Origin of the sequence: Halomonas alkaliantarctica (genome assembly GCF_029854215.1) — a bacterium.
Classification (GTDB): domain Bacteria; phylum Pseudomonadota; class Gammaproteobacteria; order Pseudomonadales; family Halomonadaceae; genus Vreelandella; species Vreelandella alkaliantarctica_A.
Genome location: NZ_CP122961.1, coordinates 1306864 through 1323763, shown reverse-complemented (window position 1 = coordinate 1323763; position 16900 = coordinate 1306864). Strand labels below are relative to the sequence as shown.

Sequence of the window (16900 nt, the reverse complement as noted above, 5' to 3'; positions counted from 1 at the left end):
CTTTTCGTACAAACCCTAGCCAGTACCCAAAATAGAAACGGCGAGGAGAGCCTCGCCGTTTCATCCAACATATGATCTATACCGCTTATTTATTAAACCACGCCATCAGGGTCTCAGCCGTGAGCGCTGAAGATGGCGGGTTTTGCCCGGTGATCAGTTGACCATCTTCGCGTACGTAAGGGGTGAAATCATCCGCTTTGCTATAAATCCCACCGCACTTTTGCAAGGCATCTTCAACGAGATGCGGCACGATATTGGTCAAGCCAACGGCCTCTTCTTCGCCGTTGGTAAAGCCCGTTACCTGGCGACCTTTAACAAGCGGTTCGCCAGCGCTGTCTTTCGCATTCACTAATACGATCGGCGCGTGACAAACCGAGGCAACCGGCTTGCCTTGGGCGATAAAGGTTTCGATCAGGCGAATAGAGTTCGCATCGTCGACGAGATCCCACAGTGGACCGTGGCCACCGGGATAAAACACCGCATCAAAATCATCGGCGTTCATGTCGCTCAAGCGATGGGTAGCGGCAAGCTCAGCATTGGCATGCTCATCCTGCTTGAAACGGCGCGTTTCATCAGTTTGGCTATCCTCTGCGTCACTTTTGGGATCCAGCGGCGGCTGCCCCCCCTTGGGCGATGCCAACGTTACTTCAGCACCCGCGTCTTTAAAGACATAATAAGGGGCGGCCAGCTCTTCGAGCCAAAAACCGGTCTTATTACCGGTATCGCCCAACTGATCGTGAGACGTCAATACCACTAAAATACGCTTGCTCATATCTCTCTCCTGGCGATGAAAAATGAAGCAATTAAAATACGTTACGCTTAGTTAGTGGGGGTCTGGATGGCGGAATACAAGGAGACACGATAAGTGAGCATTGAAGCGCGGGATTTTTATCGCAGCGGGCCAGACCATCGCCAAGGGCAAGCAAGCAGTTTTGCGTTGATTCGGCGCCAGTTTGATTTTCGCTCGATTGAGATTGGCCGCTGGGTAACCAACGCTGAGCGTGACCGGGCCGCAGAGCTTTTCCACGATGCCCTGTGCGATCTTATGTTGATTCTACAGGGGCCAGAGGCGTTGATTTCGCTGCGTGGCTCTGTAGCGCTGCAGTACGGCAGCGGTGGTCGACCGGGCGTTTCTGCCCACTACGACCCTAGCCAACGCAGCTTTGCGCTGGCCAAAAACGCAGGCCCTGGCAGCATCGCCCATGAATGGTTTCACGCTTTCGACCACTACATCGCCACGAAATGTTTTCGTGACATACCCAACGGTATGTTCGCTTCCACCGCGTGGCTAGCCGATGCGACGCCCATCTCCCACCCGCTTAATCAATTATTGATGGAGTGCTTCAAGGCTATTCTGCTGCAGCCAGCAGGCGACCAGCCCAGCGCGCTGTTTAAGCACTCGGTGCAGATGGATAAAAAGCTCGGTCAACTCTACTACAGCAAACCCGAAGAGCTCTGCGCCCGCGCCTTTGAAGCCTTTGTACAAGATGCCGCTATCACCAACCACTTCTTAGTCAAAGGCACCAAAGCCTCCCCCGAAGCAGAGATGGGTCTTTACCCGCAAGGGAAGCAACGGGAGCGGGTTAATGCTGCGTTTGGCGACTATTTTAGAAGATTGGGGGAGGCGTTGGGGCGTGAAAATTAGTCAGATACATCATTTTCATTACTGATATCCGCCTTACTTTCGCTGCGAATCGTTTCCAGATATCCGAGAAGCTCTGGCACATTATCTTGAATAATGCTCCATACGGTATCCTCATCAATACCTAAATATGCATGAATGAGTCTATTGCGTGTCGCAATGATCAAGCGCCAAGGTACATGGGGGTATTGTTGGCGCACTTCATCTGGGATTCGGGTGGCTGCTTCACCGATAAGTTCTAAGTTGCGCAACGTAGCATCGTAGGTGAGATCATGACTGAGGAAACCAACCTGATCCAACCCTTCTGTATAGGAAAGCACTTTTTCAGCAAAGCCGATCATGTCATCAATATAGAAGCGCCATTCACGCTCCAGGCCTTTCTCAGACATGTAGCGCCTCGCTCTCAATGTATGGCCTCAATTCATTCCGAAGAGCTTTATCTGTCACTAAATCGACGGGAGAGCCAAGCAGATCTTCTAAATAAAATTGAAGACCAAAATAGCGTGCGGAGGTTGCAGGCCCATCAAAGCTGACAAGAATATCAATATCGCTTGCGTCTATAGCGCTACCACGGGCCATAGAGCCAAAAAGAGCAAGCTTCTTGACATCAAACTTCGAAGCCAATATGGGCTTGTGCTCATGTAAGAGGCGCAATGTTTCCTCTCTGTTCATGTTGATCCCCTCCTTGCCCATGGGCACACCCTATATGGAACAGCCATATATGTGCTTGCTTCTGTCCTACTTCAGCAAATTTTATAACATCAAATCAAGTATGGCATGCTTCCAAAGATTCTGGTTCAACTACTCATCCATAACCTCAACATTGCACTCAGAGCAAGCCACGGAAGCGAGTTGATGCAGCGTTTGGCGATTATTTTAGAAGATTGGGGGAGGCGTTGGGGCGTGAACATTAGCAGCTTGGAATTGATGAAGAAGCGCTGAACGTTTTCTGCTATTTTGTTAACGCCCGCTAGATGGTGATTGCAAACCTCATTGCCGGGCGTTCCGGCCGGTTTTTTTCCTGCCATCATGGAAAGAAAGCTCAGTTTATTCGCTAACGTGTGAAATGGCGTAATCGCGACTAAGCTGTAGCAACGCTTGTTACTCAAAGGAAGAGAAAATGTCTACTACTACTATCGTCGTTATCGTTGTTGTTGTCGTTGCCGTACTGGGTGTTGGTTTCAGCGGCGTACTGCCTTTTTAGAATAGCGCCAATAATCGCAGGTACTTGGGCGTAGCCCATTTTAAGGCACAAAAAAGCCCGCTGATTAATCAGCGGGCTTTTTTAAATTTTGTGGCGGAGGGGGAGGGACAATCCGCCAAACGGTTATAAGTGACTGATACACATAACTATCAATGCATTACCTCCATTTCATGTGGTAAATTCGTGTGGTAAATACACCATCTGGATGCCCACTATGAGCCACCTGGAGAGACGCGCAAACCGTTGGTACGCAGTGCTTACGATCCCCAAGGAAGTACGGCCAAAACTCGGTGGCAAGATTCGTTTCGTTAAGAGTACGGGCACCACTGATAAACGAGTGGCTCAATCAAGAGCCTATGCATTGGTGGCTGAATGGAAAGACCAGATTGCCAAAGCACAAGGGAATGATGAGCCAGGAGGATCATTTTTTGATGGTGTGTTGGAGTATCGCCAGCAGCTAGAAGAACTCCGGCGCAGCAACGACCTTCAGCACTATGAAGCCTTGGCAGGTTCAATAACCAGCAAAGCCGAAAAGCTGGACTCTCAAGGAAATCATGAAGACGCTCAACGCCTCGCTAGTGTTGCTCTCGGAGAGCAGACACCTATTACCCCAGAGCTAGTAGAGTGGCGAAGTAATATCCATTTGAAGCAAAAAACAGTCGAACAGATGGAGAAAGACGCCAAGCGAATGGCAAACTATTTCGAGGTAATTGAAGCCATAAACACCGAGAGTGTCAGGAAGTGGGCCAAGGCTCTCATGGCACCGAAGGAACAAGACGGTCACGGCTATGGCGTATCGTCTGTCAGACGGTGCTTCACGACGGCTCGAAACGTATGGCATCACCTTCAAGAAACAGGCAAAGCCCCAACTGACCGTGAGCCATTCAAACTGCCCTCTTTCGTGCTTCGCCAAGAACGAGCTTCCAGCGCCAGCAAAGCCCGCGAGGGAACGAAAGGATGGATACCTTTTGACCCCATCGATGTGGTTAGTCTTCATCGTGCTGCAATGGATGGAGGGGATCATTCGTTGGCAGACCTGATTGATCTAGGGATGTTCACAGGGGCCAGGATCGAAGAGTTATGCTCACTACGCACGGATGACAGTTCAACTGATAGGTTAAGGGTTACCGACAGCAAAACTGATGCGGGGATCCGTGAGATTCCTGTTCACCACGAGTTGAAGCCCACAATAAAGCGTCTGTTGGCTGAATCTAAAGACGGCTACCTACTATCAGGACTCACCTTTAATAAGTATGGCGATAGGTCGAACGCCATCGGTAAACGCTTTGGGCGGCTCAAAGCCCGCCATGGCTTCGGCTCTACCTTCGTATTTCACTCCATCCGTAAGACCGTTGTTACCCTACTCGAAGATGCCGGAGTGTCGGAAAACCTCACGGCGGATATTGTCGGTCATGAGAAACCAAGGGTGACCTATGGGCTTTACTCTGGGGGGCATTCGTTGAAGAGCAAGCGGGAAGCTATAGAACTGATTAACTACCCAACGTGAATAGCTGCTAAGGCACAGTGAAGCGGGAATGTTTGGCAGGTACGACACTCGGACACACAAAATAAATTGAAACCTTATCCGTAGATTTAACGGACAAGGATTTAGTAGTGGTGCGCTTCGTTCTAGTTACCCACGTTTGGGTGATAAGGATATTTTCTTAGTTCAGCACGAAGGCATATTCAGAAGCCTTGTATGGGGAAATCCCACATCAGGATTTAGTAGCAGTCACTGGAATTCCATGTACTGACCTTATTCAAGCTACTCCAAGCATTGTCTGGGATCAATTCATCGGATTTTGATGATTTAAGCCACGGCCTTGCTGAAACTACACTGCTCTGGTGAACGAGCTATCAAAATGAGCAACGCAATGATCACCAAACAGTGGCACGGCAAGACCCTCACATTCCGCGAAGACGGTTACTTCAACATGACGATGGCCGCTAAGGAATTCGGTAAGGAGGTAAAAGAATTTCTCCGGCTCCCCAGCACAAAAGAATACACAGCCGAATTGGAAAAGGTGGGATATCCCCACGTTTTTGAGGTAAAGCGTGGTCGTCATGGTGGCACCTGGGCACACCCAAAGTTGGCCGTGTTCTTTGCCCGCTGGTTAGACGTTCGGTTCGCCTTGGCTTGTGATGGAAGACCTCAAAGCATACGATTCCTATAGCCCACAAAGAGGAACTGGATAATGGAAAGTCAGCCGCAAGCCGTGCCTACAAGCAATAAAATCTACTTGCAGCGAGCGCTGGCTGCTGTGGAGGAATTTCGCAAGCTGCATTCTGACCTACCGATGACGGTAGCTTCCCTTTTCACCTATGTCGCTGCAAATCCAGGGGTATCAATGGATGAACTACGAAAGCAGACCAATACCACACAAGCGACATGCTCAAGAACAATCGCTGTACTGTCCGAGTGGCAAGAATACGACAAGCCTGGGTTTGGACTTGTGTGGACAGAGGAAGACCCCAAAGAACGTCGTAAGAAACTCGTCCATCTTACCGAGATGGGTGAGGAACTGGCTGTGACCCTTGATGATATATTGCACTAACCAGCACAAACGGGCTGACCAACGCTTTATGTCTTGGGCTGGCCCCTATTAAATGCGGCTTTACTTCCACGCAAAGGCTTTTATAGCTTAGCTGGGCATTACTACTGCTTTTGGTTTCAAAGCCGCCAGAAAGCCGCACAAGTCCAAACTGATTACCCTGCACCTAAGGAGGACATACGCTCCTTCGGGGATCAATCTAAGAAGGCTCGGCATACTGAGATTTACTTCTTCCCCGTCATAACCGTAGCTTAATCGCTTTCGGGAGAACCTTAGTAACTGTCCCTTGATAGGGATGCTTGGGAACAGGTTCAACCCGACACAGCCCGTTCAAGTTGTTTATCGGTGTCACGCTCGACTTCGCCAGTCGGACGGTCACACGGTGGGCAACGAAGAGCATTTCCAGCTTGGCCTTATACATGGTCTCTGGATGCCCTGAAGATCGGCGGAAGGACTCTCTGGAGGTGGTGGCCCAGAGCGCAGTCCGAGCGACCTAACGAGTTTATCGTTGGGCTGACTACGGGGTGGCGGGGATATCTAGAAGACTGGCACCTGAGATTACCTCTTAAAGAGATATTCTTTCGGTTCATCTTTTAGATAACCATCCACATCATCTATTGGCTTCATCGACAGTAACGTAATCAACCGTGGTAATAACCACGACCCAGGCCCATCTCTATGATCCGCTTACGGCTAACACTATTGAGGCCCAGTAAGGTGGCGTTGCCACGTTGACTACTTCACACGATCCCACATAGCCAATAGACAAATCCCCCCAGGCTATCCAACCGCTCATCCCTTGAGCTATTCCATTTCATCATTACCAGCACATTCTCGAAGGCAGTCGGTCAGACTGGCGGTTTCGTCCGTCTGTTGGGCCGTCCGTCTGAAGGGAACCGTCTGTCTCCGACAATGAGGACGAAACAACCATGAACTTATCACAGGAACTTTCCAACGCTGAAAGCCCCTTGAGCTACGTCCGTATCTTCACCGATGGAGCCTGTAGCAATAACGGTCAGCAAAACCCAAAAGCGGGCTGGGGGGCTGTCTTTCTCACTCCGTCAGGCCACCGCCTGAAACTGGCTGACAAACTCCAGGGCAAGCACGTGACCAACATCCGAGCTGAACTGACCGCTGCCATTGAAGCGCTATCGGCATTGAAGTGGCCGTCATCGGTAGACCTGACCAGTGACAGCGAATACGTCACGAAAGGCGCTACTGAATGGCTTCATGGATGGAAACGCAAAGGCTGGAAAACAGCCAACAAGCAGCCCGTTAAGAATAAAGACCTATGGCAACAGCTTGATGCCCTGCTAGGGATTCACACTGTCCGGTTCCATTGGGTTCGTGGTCACAACGGACACCCAGAGAACGAACTGGCCGACCAGTTAGCAGTAGCAGGAGCGGAAGGCGAGACAGTGAAGGAGTACGATCATGTGTGATCCCATGTCTATAGCCGTAACAGCAATGACGGTCGTGAGCACTGGCGCACAGATGTACGGCCAACAGCAGCAGTATGAAGCGGCTGCCCAACGAGCAGAAGCCCAGAACAAGATGTATGCCCAGAATCGGCAGAACACCTATAAGGCTCTAGGCCGTGAGTATGGGGACATCAACACTCGACAGTCTCAAGAGCAACAGTTAGCCACCGAAGAGAAAGAACAAAGGACAAGGGAATCACGCTCTCAAATGGCCCGCTCTAGAGTAGCTGCCGGTGAGGCCGGTATCAGTGGCAATACGGTACATCTTGGTCTTCGAGACATTGGTGGTGCCGCTGCCCGTGATCGTTCGACCATCGACCGGAATCTGAATTGGACTCTTGGTCAGTTGCAGCGTCAGAAACAGTCCCGTCAGACAGCCGCGGTTAACCGTATCAACTCGGTATCGAAAGGCCAGCCGCCTTCCCGTGGTGCTGCCCTTGCTGGTATGGCGTCAACAGCCGCTAGTGGTGTAACCCAGGCGGCATCATTGCAACCACAGAATAATTCGTTTGGTGGCAGCAGTCCGAGACCATACGGCGGCTCTGGCTGGGCCAACAAGACTTACACACGGTAGCTCGAGTTGCTCTTGAGTGTTAGCTGTCAGACGAAGCGCCGGAGATGTGTTGATGTCTCCGGTAGGCTTTGAGTTCCAGGCACAGGTTCGGGAGTACTCTCCCAGCCTCAACAATAACAAAACCGAATGAATAACCAATCCTGATATAACCAAATAATTACCCTGCACCTTAGGAACAACCTACCCACTCGGGGAGTAAACAACTTCCCCCTCATCCAGTGGGTAATCCCCGCCAGCTTTTACCGCTGGCTAACTACTCGTTAAATCCCACACCTCTTGTCGTAGCATCAATCTCTTACCTCATCGGCTGCCCATCGCTGGGCTTGTCTGTGGATTGGAGAGTGAAGGACTCGCTGAGGTGAACCACTAAATGGAGCAATCAATGAACATCTTTTCTAACGACGCACAAATGAAACTAGTCCCGGTCGAGTGCATCTTCTCGGATGAAACTTCTGAATTTGAACTAGAAATGTTCATAAAAGGTAATCGCAGAATACAAAAAGTGAAGATCAAGCTCGCTGAGCATGGAGTACCGGTAGGTATTCTTCAGGCTATCGTACTGGCTGCCGCTCATGGCCTTTCTTTCGAGGCTGATAATATAGATATGTTTAGAAAGAATATATACCCACTTTCCACTAGCCACGCTGGAGACTTCATTCGGTATGTATTTGCGCTAGAACACGCTACCGAAATGGCGCTGGATGATTTGGATCTTACACCTGAAGAACTCTTTAAGCTCCTCTTTGAACACTTCTGTCCGAGGGATCACTTCGAGCTGCAAGTGTGTGGCATTCATCCCATAGACCTCCTCTCGAAAGAGGCATGGGACGAGGGCGAATGGCAACTCCTTCCTATTCCATTGGCAAGCTAGCAGACCACACAACTGCTTACTCAAGTTGAAGCGCGAGGTCTATCGAGCCTCTAAAGGCTGAAACGCTTCTAACGCATGACGCATTTTTCACACGAACCCGTATCTGTGAGCACACCTCTCTGGCTTGCCCTTCTGGCTTCCCTACTGTTGGGGAGTTCGTGGGCCGGTAAGGGGGTGTGCTTGCCGGAGCGGTGTGTTCACAAATAAGGAATCAACAGCATGAGCAAGACAATATGCGACGGACGTACTCTCCAGACTGATCTAAACAAGCTCCCGAAGAAAACCCTGACGTCAGTCTTCGAATTCACCGAGGAACAAGCCACCAGGATGATGAAGGTTCGCCAGATACTGCCGTTCCATGAAGACATTGGAAGGACAACTCCCGATCATTCAGCGAGGAAACTCTGGGAGCTTATAGGAAAACCATACGGTAGGTTCCGCCGCTGGGCTGAAGACTACATCATCCACGAGATGGATAACCAAGAAACTTCCGCACGAAATAGTGCGAAAGATTTTTCCGGCCAGATCGTTAAGGTTTATGAGCAGACAAAGGGAAGGCACAAGACCGACTACCTGCTCTCCCGAGACGTAGCCTCGGACTTGGCCATGTTGGCGCGTACTTCTGAAGGAGCGGAAGTCCGTGCCTACTATCGCGACATGGAAGAGTGCAGCTTCAAGCTAGAACGCTACAGACCCATTCGCAAAGACCAACTCACCGAGATCGACCGCCAAGTCTACCATGCTGCTGTCTCTACTACCGGCTCCAAGCTGTTTGCTGAAGAGACTAAGAGGTACATGACAAGCATGGTCGCCGAGGTGATAAGTGGGATGAGGGCTAGAGAGTGGCGTGAAGCTCTACAGGAAGTCCCGGGAGCCAAAGGCAAGGGCATTCGCGACATTCTTACCGGACAAGACATTCACACCTATCGGGATGCTTACAAGTTCGCTGCCTCCTTGTTCATCACAGGGACGACTGACAGGGATCAGATCGAGTCTGTTGTGCATCAGTTGTACGGAGGGAGCGTTGACCCATCCAAGTATATTCTTCCCGCAAACCGAGTTGAGGCAGCCTGATGTCGTCCACAGCGCTCGTCTGGACAGTAACTATTATGGGGGCCTTATGGGCTCCCATCTGTCATTGGTCAGTAATTTTCAACAACGAAGAGAATAACAAAACAAGGTAAGTGCCAACGCACCCAAGGAGAAAGAAACAATGACCATAGCGAATAATCGAGGCCCGAAATGTAGGGTTAATCACCAAGACGTTATCCAGTGGCGTATTCAGAATAAGGCTTCCAAGCGAAAGACTGCTGAACACTTCGGACTTAGTGCCGCCTATGTCCAAGAACTCTGGCGTAAAGCCGGGATGTCCTATAAGTCACCTGTGCCTTCTGGTGGCGCCTCCTTCAAGAAAAACTGGAAGGCTATCGCTGACTACCGGAGGGAGAACCGGACTAGCGTTACGGAAACCTGTCGTGTCTTCGGTGTCTCCAAGACTACCGTTACTCGCGCATGTCAGGAACATGGGGTTAACTTGGAAGCCCATCATGCTGAACTGTTGCTCAAAGCGAAGGCGAAGCAGTAGTGAGATATACCGCTGCTGCAGAGATGAGGTACTAAGAAGCGAGAGAGGCGCTATGACAATCGAAGTACGATCCGTAGACAAGTTGAAGGGAGAAGCCCCACTGACGAAGCTATGGCATCTCTACAAGACCGTTTGCAGAAGAAACCTGCCTGTCCATCTCGTTGAGAATGACTTGCTGATCACACCGTCTGTTCTTAATGAGTTAATGCGGTTTGATGCCCAGACGTTTAACCAGTGGAAGGACTGCCCTGGTGGAAGGGCTATGCTCCAGCTAAGGAAGTCCCAAGAGAATGGGCCGTGTCGAAGCTCCGTTCAAGACTCTTTCAAGGAGAAGACTAAGGTGCTGGAGACCGCTATAGTCTTGTTCTTCTTGCTAGTCCGTGGCGAAGCCGTAGATACCAATGACCCTGGTTTTCTTGAGGTTTAACAATTGGAGGACGGTAGGGAGTCGGACTATTTCACCATAAAAATCTGAGCGGGTATTGATAGATATAGAGAGCCTGAGCTTCCCCATAGGCCCACCTATCTAGCGCGTATGGCCTATCAGAAAGTCGGTTTTTCGATACCCATGGGGATGAGCGAAGCGAATGGACACCCATCCCTCTGAAGCTGTTATTCATTGGTTAAGGCACTGCGTCATGCTTGACGACTGACCATTTGTCCATCGAGAAGTCTATAGGGTTCCAGGCCAATTGCCCGACCATCGGCACACGTATAAAGACATCGTTAATCACTAGCCTGATGATGATGCCGCAGATACGTACATCAATTCCCCGGTTTTCTGGCTTCAGTAGCATTGGTGTATCTCCTTGCTTGTCTGTTGGTGGTTGCTCTATGCGCTCTCGCTAGCGCCAACAACAGACACGCTACAAGCCATACGATAAAAATGTAAAGCACTGATTTTAATGAACTAATTACCTAATTGGTATGATTAACATGAGGATAGATGCGGTTTGGCTCTAGCGCCCTACTCCTGACGATGACCCAGCCAATAGCGGATACATCAAAAAGAAAAAAGACAGAGCCTTTTCAAGCCCTGCCCTTAGTGTGTGCTGACGTATCATTCCTTTCTTTGGCCTAGTCAGCGGATGCTCTTTTTTCGGCACGTTGAACGGTACTGATACCACAACCGATGATGTCCGCTGTTTTACGAACGCTGAAGCCTTGCTCTCTAAGTTCGTTGATTCGTCTATGCTTATCGTGGTCTACCGGACGGCCCTTATAGCGTCCGTGCTCCTTCGCCTTGGTGATGCCTTCAGCCTGACGCCTTCTCCTGTCCTCGTAGTCTTTCCGAGCGACAGCCGCCAGCATATCTAGCAGCATGGCGTTTACAGCATCAATCATCCGACCAGTGAAGTCGTCGTTGGCATCGACAGTCAGCGCTGCATGGCTGGTGGGCAGGTCTAGCGAGACTACTCTTAGGCCAGCGCTCTGGATTGCTCCCTTGAGACGATCCCAATCGGCTTTTATTAGTCGCGTCAGACGGTCAACCTGTTCAACAAGGAGAATGTCTCCAGGCTGTGAGTCGTCTATTAGACGCGCTAGCTCCGTTCGGTCGGCTTTGGTGCCGCTGGCGTTTTCGATATACCACGATGCGACCTTAGCGCCTTTCTCTTGTGTGAAGATGTTCAGCGCTTCACGGGCGCGGCTCGCGTTCTGGTCATCTGTGGATGCTCTGAGGTAAGCACGGATGAAAGACATTCCTAAGACTCCCTAATGATCGCCGTGTATTCATTTGAGTATGTTCACAATAAGTGTGTTCGTTTGGGTTGTCAAACCACATATATGAATACGAATATTCAGCCTTCAGAGATGTGTTCTTAGAGGTGTACCCAAATGAGGCCATAGAATTCCGCATCTAAACTTGGCATTCTTTGAAAAGCGAATAGGCGCAAAGGGAAAGTTATAGGGCCATTATGAAACAGCTAATAAGGATACCGTACGTCAAGATACCGGAGATATATCCTACAGACGAAGCGATGCGGAGCTTCAAACATGACAAATCCATTTACAAGCCAGAAGTTTGGGAAATAGAGTATCTATTTAATAGTTACCTTAAACATCTCAGCGACTCAGAGCTTAATGACCGATATAAGAAGCTGAAAAGAAATTTAATTACTTTCTATACAGATGAGCGGTGCGTTATTCCTATCGGAATTTTTCATAGCACCTGGTATTGGCTACGCAAGGAACATCAAGCTAGATTTGAGATTTACTTAAGAAACAATAACAACGTACTACCACCTCCTGATTTGAAAAACACGAGCAGTAGAGAAAAACTATATTCTAAACTGAAGGTAGGGCAAACTGAAAAACTATTTCGGTACACAAAAAAGAGCTTCGCTGAAGACATACATAATGGCATTATCAGGTTCGCATCTGCTCAAACTTACTTAGAAATGGAAAATGATGTAGCAAGGGCGGATGACGAAAAATACAAACGAGCAGTGTTTCTTGGAGATAACATTAACATCACTACACTACTAGGAGAGGAAATTAAAACTAAAGGAAATTTAATTCGAACCACTGGTGGCATTGATTATCATATGCTTTGCTTTTCATTGGCATGGGATGAAAGCTTATTCTCAGATTTTAACGGCTCAACTCACTGTGCAGTAGTTAATGATATCACTGAGCTATGCAATCGTATTGAGCGAGCAGGAAGTCAAACATACAACAATTGGTATTTTCATCACGGGCCAATCAATTATTACGATCCATACGAAACAACTTTAAATACAAAAATTGATAGCGCGATGTTTAAAGACTGCACTTTCGCATATCAACAAGAGTACAGAATCATTTGGGCGAGATTGCAAGGCTCACAGGTGGAAGGCCCACAGTTTATTAAAACAGGTGACCTCTCAGATATTATTGATCTGATAGCTAAACCAAACAGTAATAACTGATGACATGTTCCATGTGATTCTGAGTGCAAAGACGAACCTTCAGTAGACGGCATATTGTACTGTAAATATTGATTTTTAAGCTAACAGAAGAGCAAGACCAACTAACACCAGCAAAAACGAACATTACTTACTTGGTACGAGAAACTAAGCGATATCGAAACTATCAAACGAGCCTTAGCTAAAGGTAAGGCGTAGGATAGTGAGAAAACCATAACGATGAGGATGTAGCTCTTTGGTGCCAGGAGATTAGCGCCAGCATTGAGGCGACAGCAGAGCGTTTTGATATCTCTCCGACATCAGTCAAGCGAGACTTTCTGACAGTCAATGAAAGCCTCCAAAATCATAATAAAAAGCTATGGAATTAAGAAAAATGATAACCTTTGATTATTGACCTTCATCTTTGCGGTGGGGTGATTTTTTTAGCTCTCAAACAGCTCGGATATAGCGGTTAATGGTTAGACTCATAAAGCCATTACCTATGATGGTACTGTCGGGGGAATAGCTCTAGAAAGGCTAATGCTCACTACTTCGCATCTCACTTACATCGTGGGAAAATAGTAAATTGGAGCGTCATTACATACGGAAAGGATAGGCCATTAGCGCGCGGCTAAACGCTCATTACGGACTCTGGAGCATCGATCAATCGTTCTGGATACTATTTTTACTTATCTTTCATATCTCAGTTTGAAATAGAGGAAATGCAATGGAACCCCCACATAAGCCTCAGCAGGAACTCAATGAAGCTACGGTGCATGTTATAGGTATGGAGAATGCTGACTCTCTCGATGCTTTTGAGAAGCATTGGCGTGGTTTTCTGCATCATTTGGAGCGGGTATGGAACAAATCGCAAGCACATTTCAAAAATCACCCAGCGTGGAATGGGTGGAAAGGTCAATACGATCGAACTAGGCGCCAAGATCCACTGCTGTCTTACCTCATCAATGCCAGAGGGGCGGATGAGCATACGGTAGCTGAAATTACATACAGGGTCCCAGGAAATACAACCATCTCGAACAACTCTGGGAGGCCTATTACTATAACAAAAGGCGATTTCACTGGAAGGGGAACAGCCAGGTATGAAGCTGATGGTGAGCTAGATATCAAGTTCAACCCAGGCCGTACGAAGCTTTTGCCGGTATACAATCGTGGGGTGGAGTACCGACCACCTACCAGCCATAAAGATGAATCCATTGATCCAAATGATGTTATCGATGTAGCTCGCAAGGGAGTTGAATTCTATGATGAAATGCTAAGGCTAACTACAGCGCGATTTTGTATTACTACTTAGATTTATACTTGAAAATTACCACATCCAGCATCCCATCAAGCGATCCAAAGCAGAGTGAAAGGCTCTCGGTCGGCAGGGAAAAGACTATCAACGATGAGGATGTGGCTCTGTGGCGTGAGGAACATAGTAGCCACATTCTGGTATGCTGACAGAATCCCCAATTGTAGGGTGAAAGGCATGGATTTAGAGAACCTGCGAAAGCTTGCAGCGCTAAAAGAAGACATGTTAAACCAGCGCTCTTCAGGAAAAACGGAAACAAAAAATCTGACGATCAGTGATTTTGAAAACTTGGCAAGTGCCCTGAAAGTTAAAGGTTATGAGAACCTAAACACCGGCCAGTCTCACAAACACAAAACACAACCATTTAGCTCGCCAAAAAAGAAACCTTTAAAACCGAGAGATGTTCAAGCGAAGGCTCCGCGTCGTAACGACTGGATAGTCAACAAATGTCGATTTTGTGAGGCCACTTTCGCTTACCTACCTGAGTGGAACCCCAAGCCAATCATGTGCAAGCAATGCCGCAACGAAAGAAAAGGTGAGTACCGCCCTCGGTATGAGAAAAACTCGTCTTTATCAAATGAATTCTCAACTACGTCAATTTACCAAGGCGGTGCCCCTGGCTTGGGCAAGCGCAACTAGTGGTAGCTTGGCTTTTCCGTTAACTAGCCCCTGTTGCTAGGCCTGTAAGTGCTGGGACGAATGGCGCAATAATCGTCATAATATCCGCGCTCTTACTGATGAACTGCCCCAGCTTCTCACTCAAACTCTTACTGTCATGCTGCGAAGCTTGCATATCACTGACAAGAGACAGTAGCTCATCCAAACGCTGCGGGTCAGTGACGTTGGAACGAAGCTCACTCTTCAAGTCCTCAAACAGAGACTCACCAGCCTCTACGGTGACGTTTATGGAGTTATCGGTAGAGTTCTGGTTGAAGCGAGCATGTGCACCGGAGACTATGTAAGTGATTGGCGCGGGTCTCGGGGAGCTATCTCCACCAACTTTATCACCTCTACCATTCGCTTTGCTTTCGCGGGTTACTTCTGCCTGAAAATGCGAAGTATCATCATCAATACCTTGCATGAAGCCAGGGTCGTTTACCACATAACGCTCGGGTTCACCGAAAGGCATTTCCCTTACCAATATATCTCCAGGTTCTAAGGGGTGCTTAGCTTGAAGTTGGATTTTCCCCTTCTGGACTAAGCCCTTCACCGGCCCAAGAGTTTCGCCACTCAGCTTCTCTATCGACACACTGTCACGGAATAAATCATAAATATCCATGCAAAACCCCTAACTAAATCTATTGAGAGAAAGTAAGTGTAAAGCAACATTGGGCACAGGGCATTAGAGGCAGGGTTTCAAGAAGATGTCTTAAAGAGATGTGGTAAACACATGTGGTAAATAAGCAAAAAGGCATGTCCTCTAAGCTATTGAAAAGCCTTGAAAACATGCCCTTAGATATGCGGTGGCGGAGGGGGAGGGATTCGAACCCTCGAAGCCTTGCGGCTTACACACTTTCCAGGCGTGCTCCTTCGACCACTCGGACACCCCTCCGCGTTTTGTCGCTGTTGAAAGGCTGAACCTTTCGTGACAGAACGGCGCATATACTATTGGCTAAGCCTCGAAATAGCAAGCCTTTTCAGGCCGATTGCCCATTCGGTTAGCGTGACGGTAACACCGCATAACTGCCGTTGGCTTCCAGGCAAAGTGTCTCACCACAATAGAGCTGCTGGGTTAGCGCTATACGCCCTTTACCGCGCTCTGCGAGCGTGTTGGCAAGCTGGGCGGGGCCTTCTGGTAGAGCTGGCGTGCATACCAAGCGGTAATCACTCGTTACCGGCGCAAGAAAACGCTGGCTAGCCTCGGCAACGACCACATCCCGCGCAATGCCCCGCTCGCGCAGCCATAGCGTTAGCCAGCACCAGCCTTGCAGCGTTGTCTGCGCCGTGAGCGCACCGCCAAACCCCGTGCCCTTATCGTTAAGGTTAGGCGATAAGGCTAACTGCCAGGTTAGCGAATCGTCCTGGCGTGACACTTCGTTTATGCCTAGCGCGCTCACCATGGGGATGGCATCACTTAGCCACTGCTGAAAGGCGGCCAGGTCTTCCGGCTGGCCTTCTGGCAGCGGCAAACGGGGATGGGGTATGCCTGGCTGACGGGGCAGATTCATACCTAGTCCCAACGCTCGACAAAGTCATCAACGTTATGCTGTGGCACGGGTTTGTGGCGGCCCCCTAAGGTGCCCAGGTAGATAAACGCGACGACTTCGTCATCCTCATCCAGGCTCAGCCCTTTGCGAACCACGGGGTCGAAAGCATACTTGCCGCTGCGCCACATAGCGCCTAGGCCTAGCGCGTGAGCGGCTAGCAGTATGCCGTGGGCCGCGCACCCAGCGGAGATCACCTGCTCCATTTTAGGTACTTTTTCGAGATCGGGTGTGACCTTGGCAATCACGGCGATAATCATCGGCGCTCGCAGCGGTTTTTTGCGCGCTGAGTTGAGCGTTTCGTCGTCGGCGCTGGGGTCCTCCTGAAACTCTGCCTCGGCAAATAGCTCGCCAAGTCGCTCACGCCCTTCCCCGCTGAACTCGATAAAGCGCCAGGGACGCAGCTCCTTATGGTCGGGTGCACGTAGCGCAGCCTGATAAATGGCGCTGAGTTGTTCGCCGCTGGGCGCAGGCTCCATCAGCTTGCCCATTGAGCTACGTTCGTGAAGCAGCGTGAGTGCGTCCATTAATGACTCCAAATCCAATCGTGTGAGGCTACTGTAGCACCATCATTTATAGCATCGTCATTT

General features: G+C 49.3%; 20 protein-coding genes and 1 tRNA gene. 12 read left to right on the top strand and 9 right to left on the bottom strand.

The annotated features are described in order from the left end of the window. Window positions 1-85 precede the first annotated feature (85 nt). Complete coding sequence (locus QEN58_RS05970) at window positions 86-772, bottom strand: type 1 glutamine amidotransferase domain-containing protein (RefSeq protein WP_280106217.1); 687 nt, start codon at window positions 770-772, stop codon at window positions 86-88. Between the two features lie 93 nt (window positions 773-865). On the opposite strand from QEN58_RS05970, the gene QEN58_RS05965 reads away from it, so the two are divergent. Next, window positions 866-1645, top strand: coding sequence for a CLCA_X family protein (locus tag QEN58_RS05965; RefSeq protein WP_280106216.1), 780 nt, complete (start codon window positions 866-868; stop codon window positions 1643-1645). Here the strand turns inward: QEN58_RS05965 and QEN58_RS05960 are convergent. Together QEN58_RS05960 and QEN58_RS05955 are read right to left on the bottom strand one after the other, a co-directional pair. Beyond that, entirely contained in the window at window positions 1642-2031 is a 390-nt protein-coding gene (locus QEN58_RS05960; protein WP_280106215.1) for a HepT-like ribonuclease domain-containing protein, read from the bottom strand. The two genes, QEN58_RS05965 and QEN58_RS05960, sit on opposite strands and share 4 nt — an antisense overlap. Beyond that, window positions 2024-2314, bottom strand: coding sequence for a nucleotidyltransferase family protein (locus QEN58_RS05955; RefSeq protein ID WP_280106214.1), 291 nt, complete (start codon window positions 2312-2314; stop codon window positions 2024-2026). The genes QEN58_RS05960 and QEN58_RS05955 overlap by 8 nt, the downstream gene beginning before the upstream one ends. 746 nt (window positions 2315-3060) lie before the next feature. On the opposite strand from QEN58_RS05955, the gene QEN58_RS05950 reads away from it, so the two are divergent. The 8 genes from QEN58_RS05950 (at window position 3061) to QEN58_RS05915 (ending at window position 10336) form a co-directional block, all read left to right on the top strand. Next, window positions 3061-4353 (top strand): DUF6538 domain-containing protein, encoded by a 1293-nt coding sequence (locus QEN58_RS05950; protein ID WP_280106213.1) that lies wholly within the window; start codon window positions 3061-3063, stop codon window positions 4351-4353. Between the two features lie 355 nt (window positions 4354-4708). Next, window positions 4709-5020: a KilA-N domain-containing protein gene (locus tag QEN58_RS05945; protein ID WP_280106212.1), complete on the top strand. Its 312-nt coding sequence runs from the start codon at window positions 4709-4711 to the stop codon at window positions 5018-5020. A 21-nt stretch (window positions 5021-5041) separates the two neighbouring features. Further along, complete coding sequence (locus tag QEN58_RS05940) at window positions 5042-5401, top strand: MarR family winged helix-turn-helix transcriptional regulator (protein ID WP_280106211.1); 360 nt, start codon at window positions 5042-5044, stop codon at window positions 5399-5401. A 926-nt stretch (window positions 5402-6327) separates the two neighbouring features. Beyond that, on the top strand, window positions 6328-6840 hold the full coding sequence (gene rnhA / locus QEN58_RS05935; protein ID WP_280106210.1) for a ribonuclease HI: 513 nt from the start codon (window positions 6328-6330) through the stop codon (window positions 6838-6840). Continuing rightward, window positions 6833-7453: a virion core protein, T7 gp14 family gene (locus QEN58_RS05930; protein WP_280106209.1), complete on the top strand. Its 621-nt coding sequence runs from the start codon at window positions 6833-6835 to the stop codon at window positions 7451-7453. Before rnhA ends, QEN58_RS05930 begins: the two co-directional genes overlap by 8 nt. Before the next feature lie 382 nt (window positions 7454-7835). Then, on the top strand, window positions 7836-8324 hold the full coding sequence (locus QEN58_RS05925) for a hypothetical protein (protein ID WP_280106208.1): 489 nt from the start codon (window positions 7836-7838) through the stop codon (window positions 8322-8324). 219 nt (window positions 8325-8543) lie between these two features. Next, on the top strand, window positions 8544-9398 hold the full coding sequence (locus tag QEN58_RS05920) for an antA/AntB antirepressor family protein (RefSeq protein WP_280106207.1): 855 nt from the start codon (window positions 8544-8546) through the stop codon (window positions 9396-9398). A 563-nt stretch (window positions 9399-9961) separates the two neighbouring features. Next, entirely contained in the window at window positions 9962-10336 is a 375-nt protein-coding gene (locus QEN58_RS05915; protein WP_280106206.1) for a hypothetical protein, read from the top strand. Between the two features lie 196 nt (window positions 10337-10532). Here the strand turns inward: QEN58_RS05915 and QEN58_RS05910 are convergent, their stop codons facing one another. Together QEN58_RS05910 and QEN58_RS05905 are read right to left on the bottom strand one after the other, a co-directional pair. Next, window positions 10533-10706: a hypothetical protein gene (locus QEN58_RS05910; protein ID WP_280106205.1), complete on the bottom strand. Its 174-nt coding sequence runs from the start codon at window positions 10704-10706 to the stop codon at window positions 10533-10535. Between the two features lie 280 nt (window positions 10707-10986). Then, window positions 10987-11610, bottom strand: coding sequence for a recombinase family protein (locus QEN58_RS05905; protein ID WP_280106204.1), 624 nt, complete (start codon window positions 11608-11610; stop codon window positions 10987-10989). A gap of 215 nt (window positions 11611-11825) precedes the next feature. Between QEN58_RS05905 and QEN58_RS05900 the strand changes: the two genes are divergently transcribed. The 3 genes from QEN58_RS05900 to QEN58_RS05890 all read left to right on the top strand — a co-directional run bounded on the left by QEN58_RS05900 (window position 11826) and on the right by QEN58_RS05890 (window position 14745). Next, window positions 11826-12818, top strand: a complete 993-nt coding sequence (locus tag QEN58_RS05900) for a hypothetical protein (protein WP_280106203.1) — start codon at window positions 11826-11828, stop codon at window positions 12816-12818. 703 nt (window positions 12819-13521) lie between these two features. Continuing rightward, window positions 13522-14106 (top strand): hypothetical protein, encoded by a 585-nt coding sequence (locus QEN58_RS05895; protein WP_280106202.1) that lies wholly within the window; start codon window positions 13522-13524, stop codon window positions 14104-14106. 177 nt (window positions 14107-14283) lie between these two features. Then, window positions 14284-14745, top strand: a complete 462-nt coding sequence (locus QEN58_RS05890; RefSeq protein ID WP_280106201.1) for a GAT domain-containing protein — start codon at window positions 14284-14286, stop codon at window positions 14743-14745. Window positions 14746-14764: 19 nt separating this feature from the next. Here QEN58_RS05890 and QEN58_RS05885 read toward each other — a convergent pair whose 3' ends face one another. The 4 genes from QEN58_RS05885 to QEN58_RS05870 all read right to left on the bottom strand — a co-directional run bounded on the left by QEN58_RS05885 (window position 14765) and on the right by QEN58_RS05870 (window position 16837). Beyond that, entirely contained in the window at window positions 14765-15385 is a 621-nt protein-coding gene (locus tag QEN58_RS05885; protein WP_280106200.1) for a hypothetical protein, read from the bottom strand. 185 nt (window positions 15386-15570) lie between these two features. Next, window positions 15571-15658 (bottom strand) — tRNA-Ser (locus tag QEN58_RS05880). Between the two features lie 106 nt (window positions 15659-15764). After that, a complete protein-coding gene (locus QEN58_RS05875; protein WP_280106199.1) occupies window positions 15765-16274 on the bottom strand; it encodes a YiiD C-terminal domain-containing protein in 510 nt (169 codons plus the stop codon). 2 nt (window positions 16275-16276) lie between these two features. Next, the gene (locus QEN58_RS05870) at window positions 16277-16837 is read right to left on the bottom strand and encodes a nitroreductase family protein (protein ID WP_280106198.1); all 561 of its coding nucleotides are present in this window, start codon (window positions 16835-16837) and stop codon (window positions 16277-16279) included. Window positions 16838-16900: the final 63 nt, after the last annotated feature.

Bases quoted from the DNA above. Each gene is read 5' to 3' on its own strand.
- QEN58_RS05970 (WP_280106217.1), bottom strand. From the start codon at position 772: ATGAGCAAGCGTATTTTAGTGGTATTGACGTCTCACGATCAGTTGGGC.
- QEN58_RS05960 (WP_280106215.1), bottom strand. From the start codon at position 2,031: ATGTCTGAGAAAGGCCTGGAGCGTGAATGGCGCTTCTATATTGATGAC.
- QEN58_RS05955 (WP_280106214.1), bottom strand. From the start codon at position 2,314: ATGAACAGAGAGGAAACATTGCGCCTCTTACATGAGCACAAGCCCATA.
- QEN58_RS05950 (WP_280106213.1), top strand. From the start codon at position 3,061: ATGAGCCACCTGGAGAGACGCGCAAACCGTTGGTACGCAGTGCTTACG.
- QEN58_RS05945 (WP_280106212.1), top strand. From the start codon at position 4,709: ATGAGCAACGCAATGATCACCAAACAGTGGCACGGCAAGACCCTCACA.
- QEN58_RS05940 (WP_280106211.1), top strand. From the start codon at position 5,042: ATGGAAAGTCAGCCGCAAGCCGTGCCTACAAGCAATAAAATCTACTTG.
- rnhA (WP_280106210.1), top strand. From the start codon at position 6,328: ATGAACTTATCACAGGAACTTTCCAACGCTGAAAGCCCCTTGAGCTAC.
- QEN58_RS05930 (WP_280106209.1), top strand. From the start codon at position 6,833: ATGTGTGATCCCATGTCTATAGCCGTAACAGCAATGACGGTCGTGAGC.
- QEN58_RS05925 (WP_280106208.1), top strand. From the start codon at position 7,836: ATGAACATCTTTTCTAACGACGCACAAATGAAACTAGTCCCGGTCGAG.
- QEN58_RS05920 (WP_280106207.1), top strand. From the start codon at position 8,544: ATGAGCAAGACAATATGCGACGGACGTACTCTCCAGACTGATCTAAAC.
- QEN58_RS05915 (WP_280106206.1), top strand. From the start codon at position 9,962: ATGACAATCGAAGTACGATCCGTAGACAAGTTGAAGGGAGAAGCCCCA.
- QEN58_RS05910 (WP_280106205.1), bottom strand. From the start codon at position 10,706: ATGCTACTGAAGCCAGAAAACCGGGGAATTGATGTACGTATCTGCGGC.
- QEN58_RS05905 (WP_280106204.1), bottom strand. From the start codon at position 11,610: ATGTCTTTCATCCGTGCTTACCTCAGAGCATCCACAGATGACCAGAAC.
- QEN58_RS05900 (WP_280106203.1), top strand. From the start codon at position 11,826: ATGAAACAGCTAATAAGGATACCGTACGTCAAGATACCGGAGATATAT.
- QEN58_RS05895 (WP_280106202.1), top strand. From the start codon at position 13,522: ATGGAACCCCCACATAAGCCTCAGCAGGAACTCAATGAAGCTACGGTG.
- QEN58_RS05890 (WP_280106201.1), top strand. From the start codon at position 14,284: ATGGATTTAGAGAACCTGCGAAAGCTTGCAGCGCTAAAAGAAGACATG.
- QEN58_RS05885 (WP_280106200.1), bottom strand. From the start codon at position 15,385: ATGGATATTTATGATTTATTCCGTGACAGTGTGTCGATAGAGAAGCTG.
- QEN58_RS05875 (WP_280106199.1), bottom strand. From the start codon at position 16,274: ATGAATCTGCCCCGTCAGCCAGGCATACCCCATCCCCGTTTGCCGCTG.
- QEN58_RS05870 (WP_280106198.1), bottom strand. From the start codon at position 16,837: ATGGACGCACTCACGCTGCTTCACGAACGTAGCTCAATGGGCAAGCTG.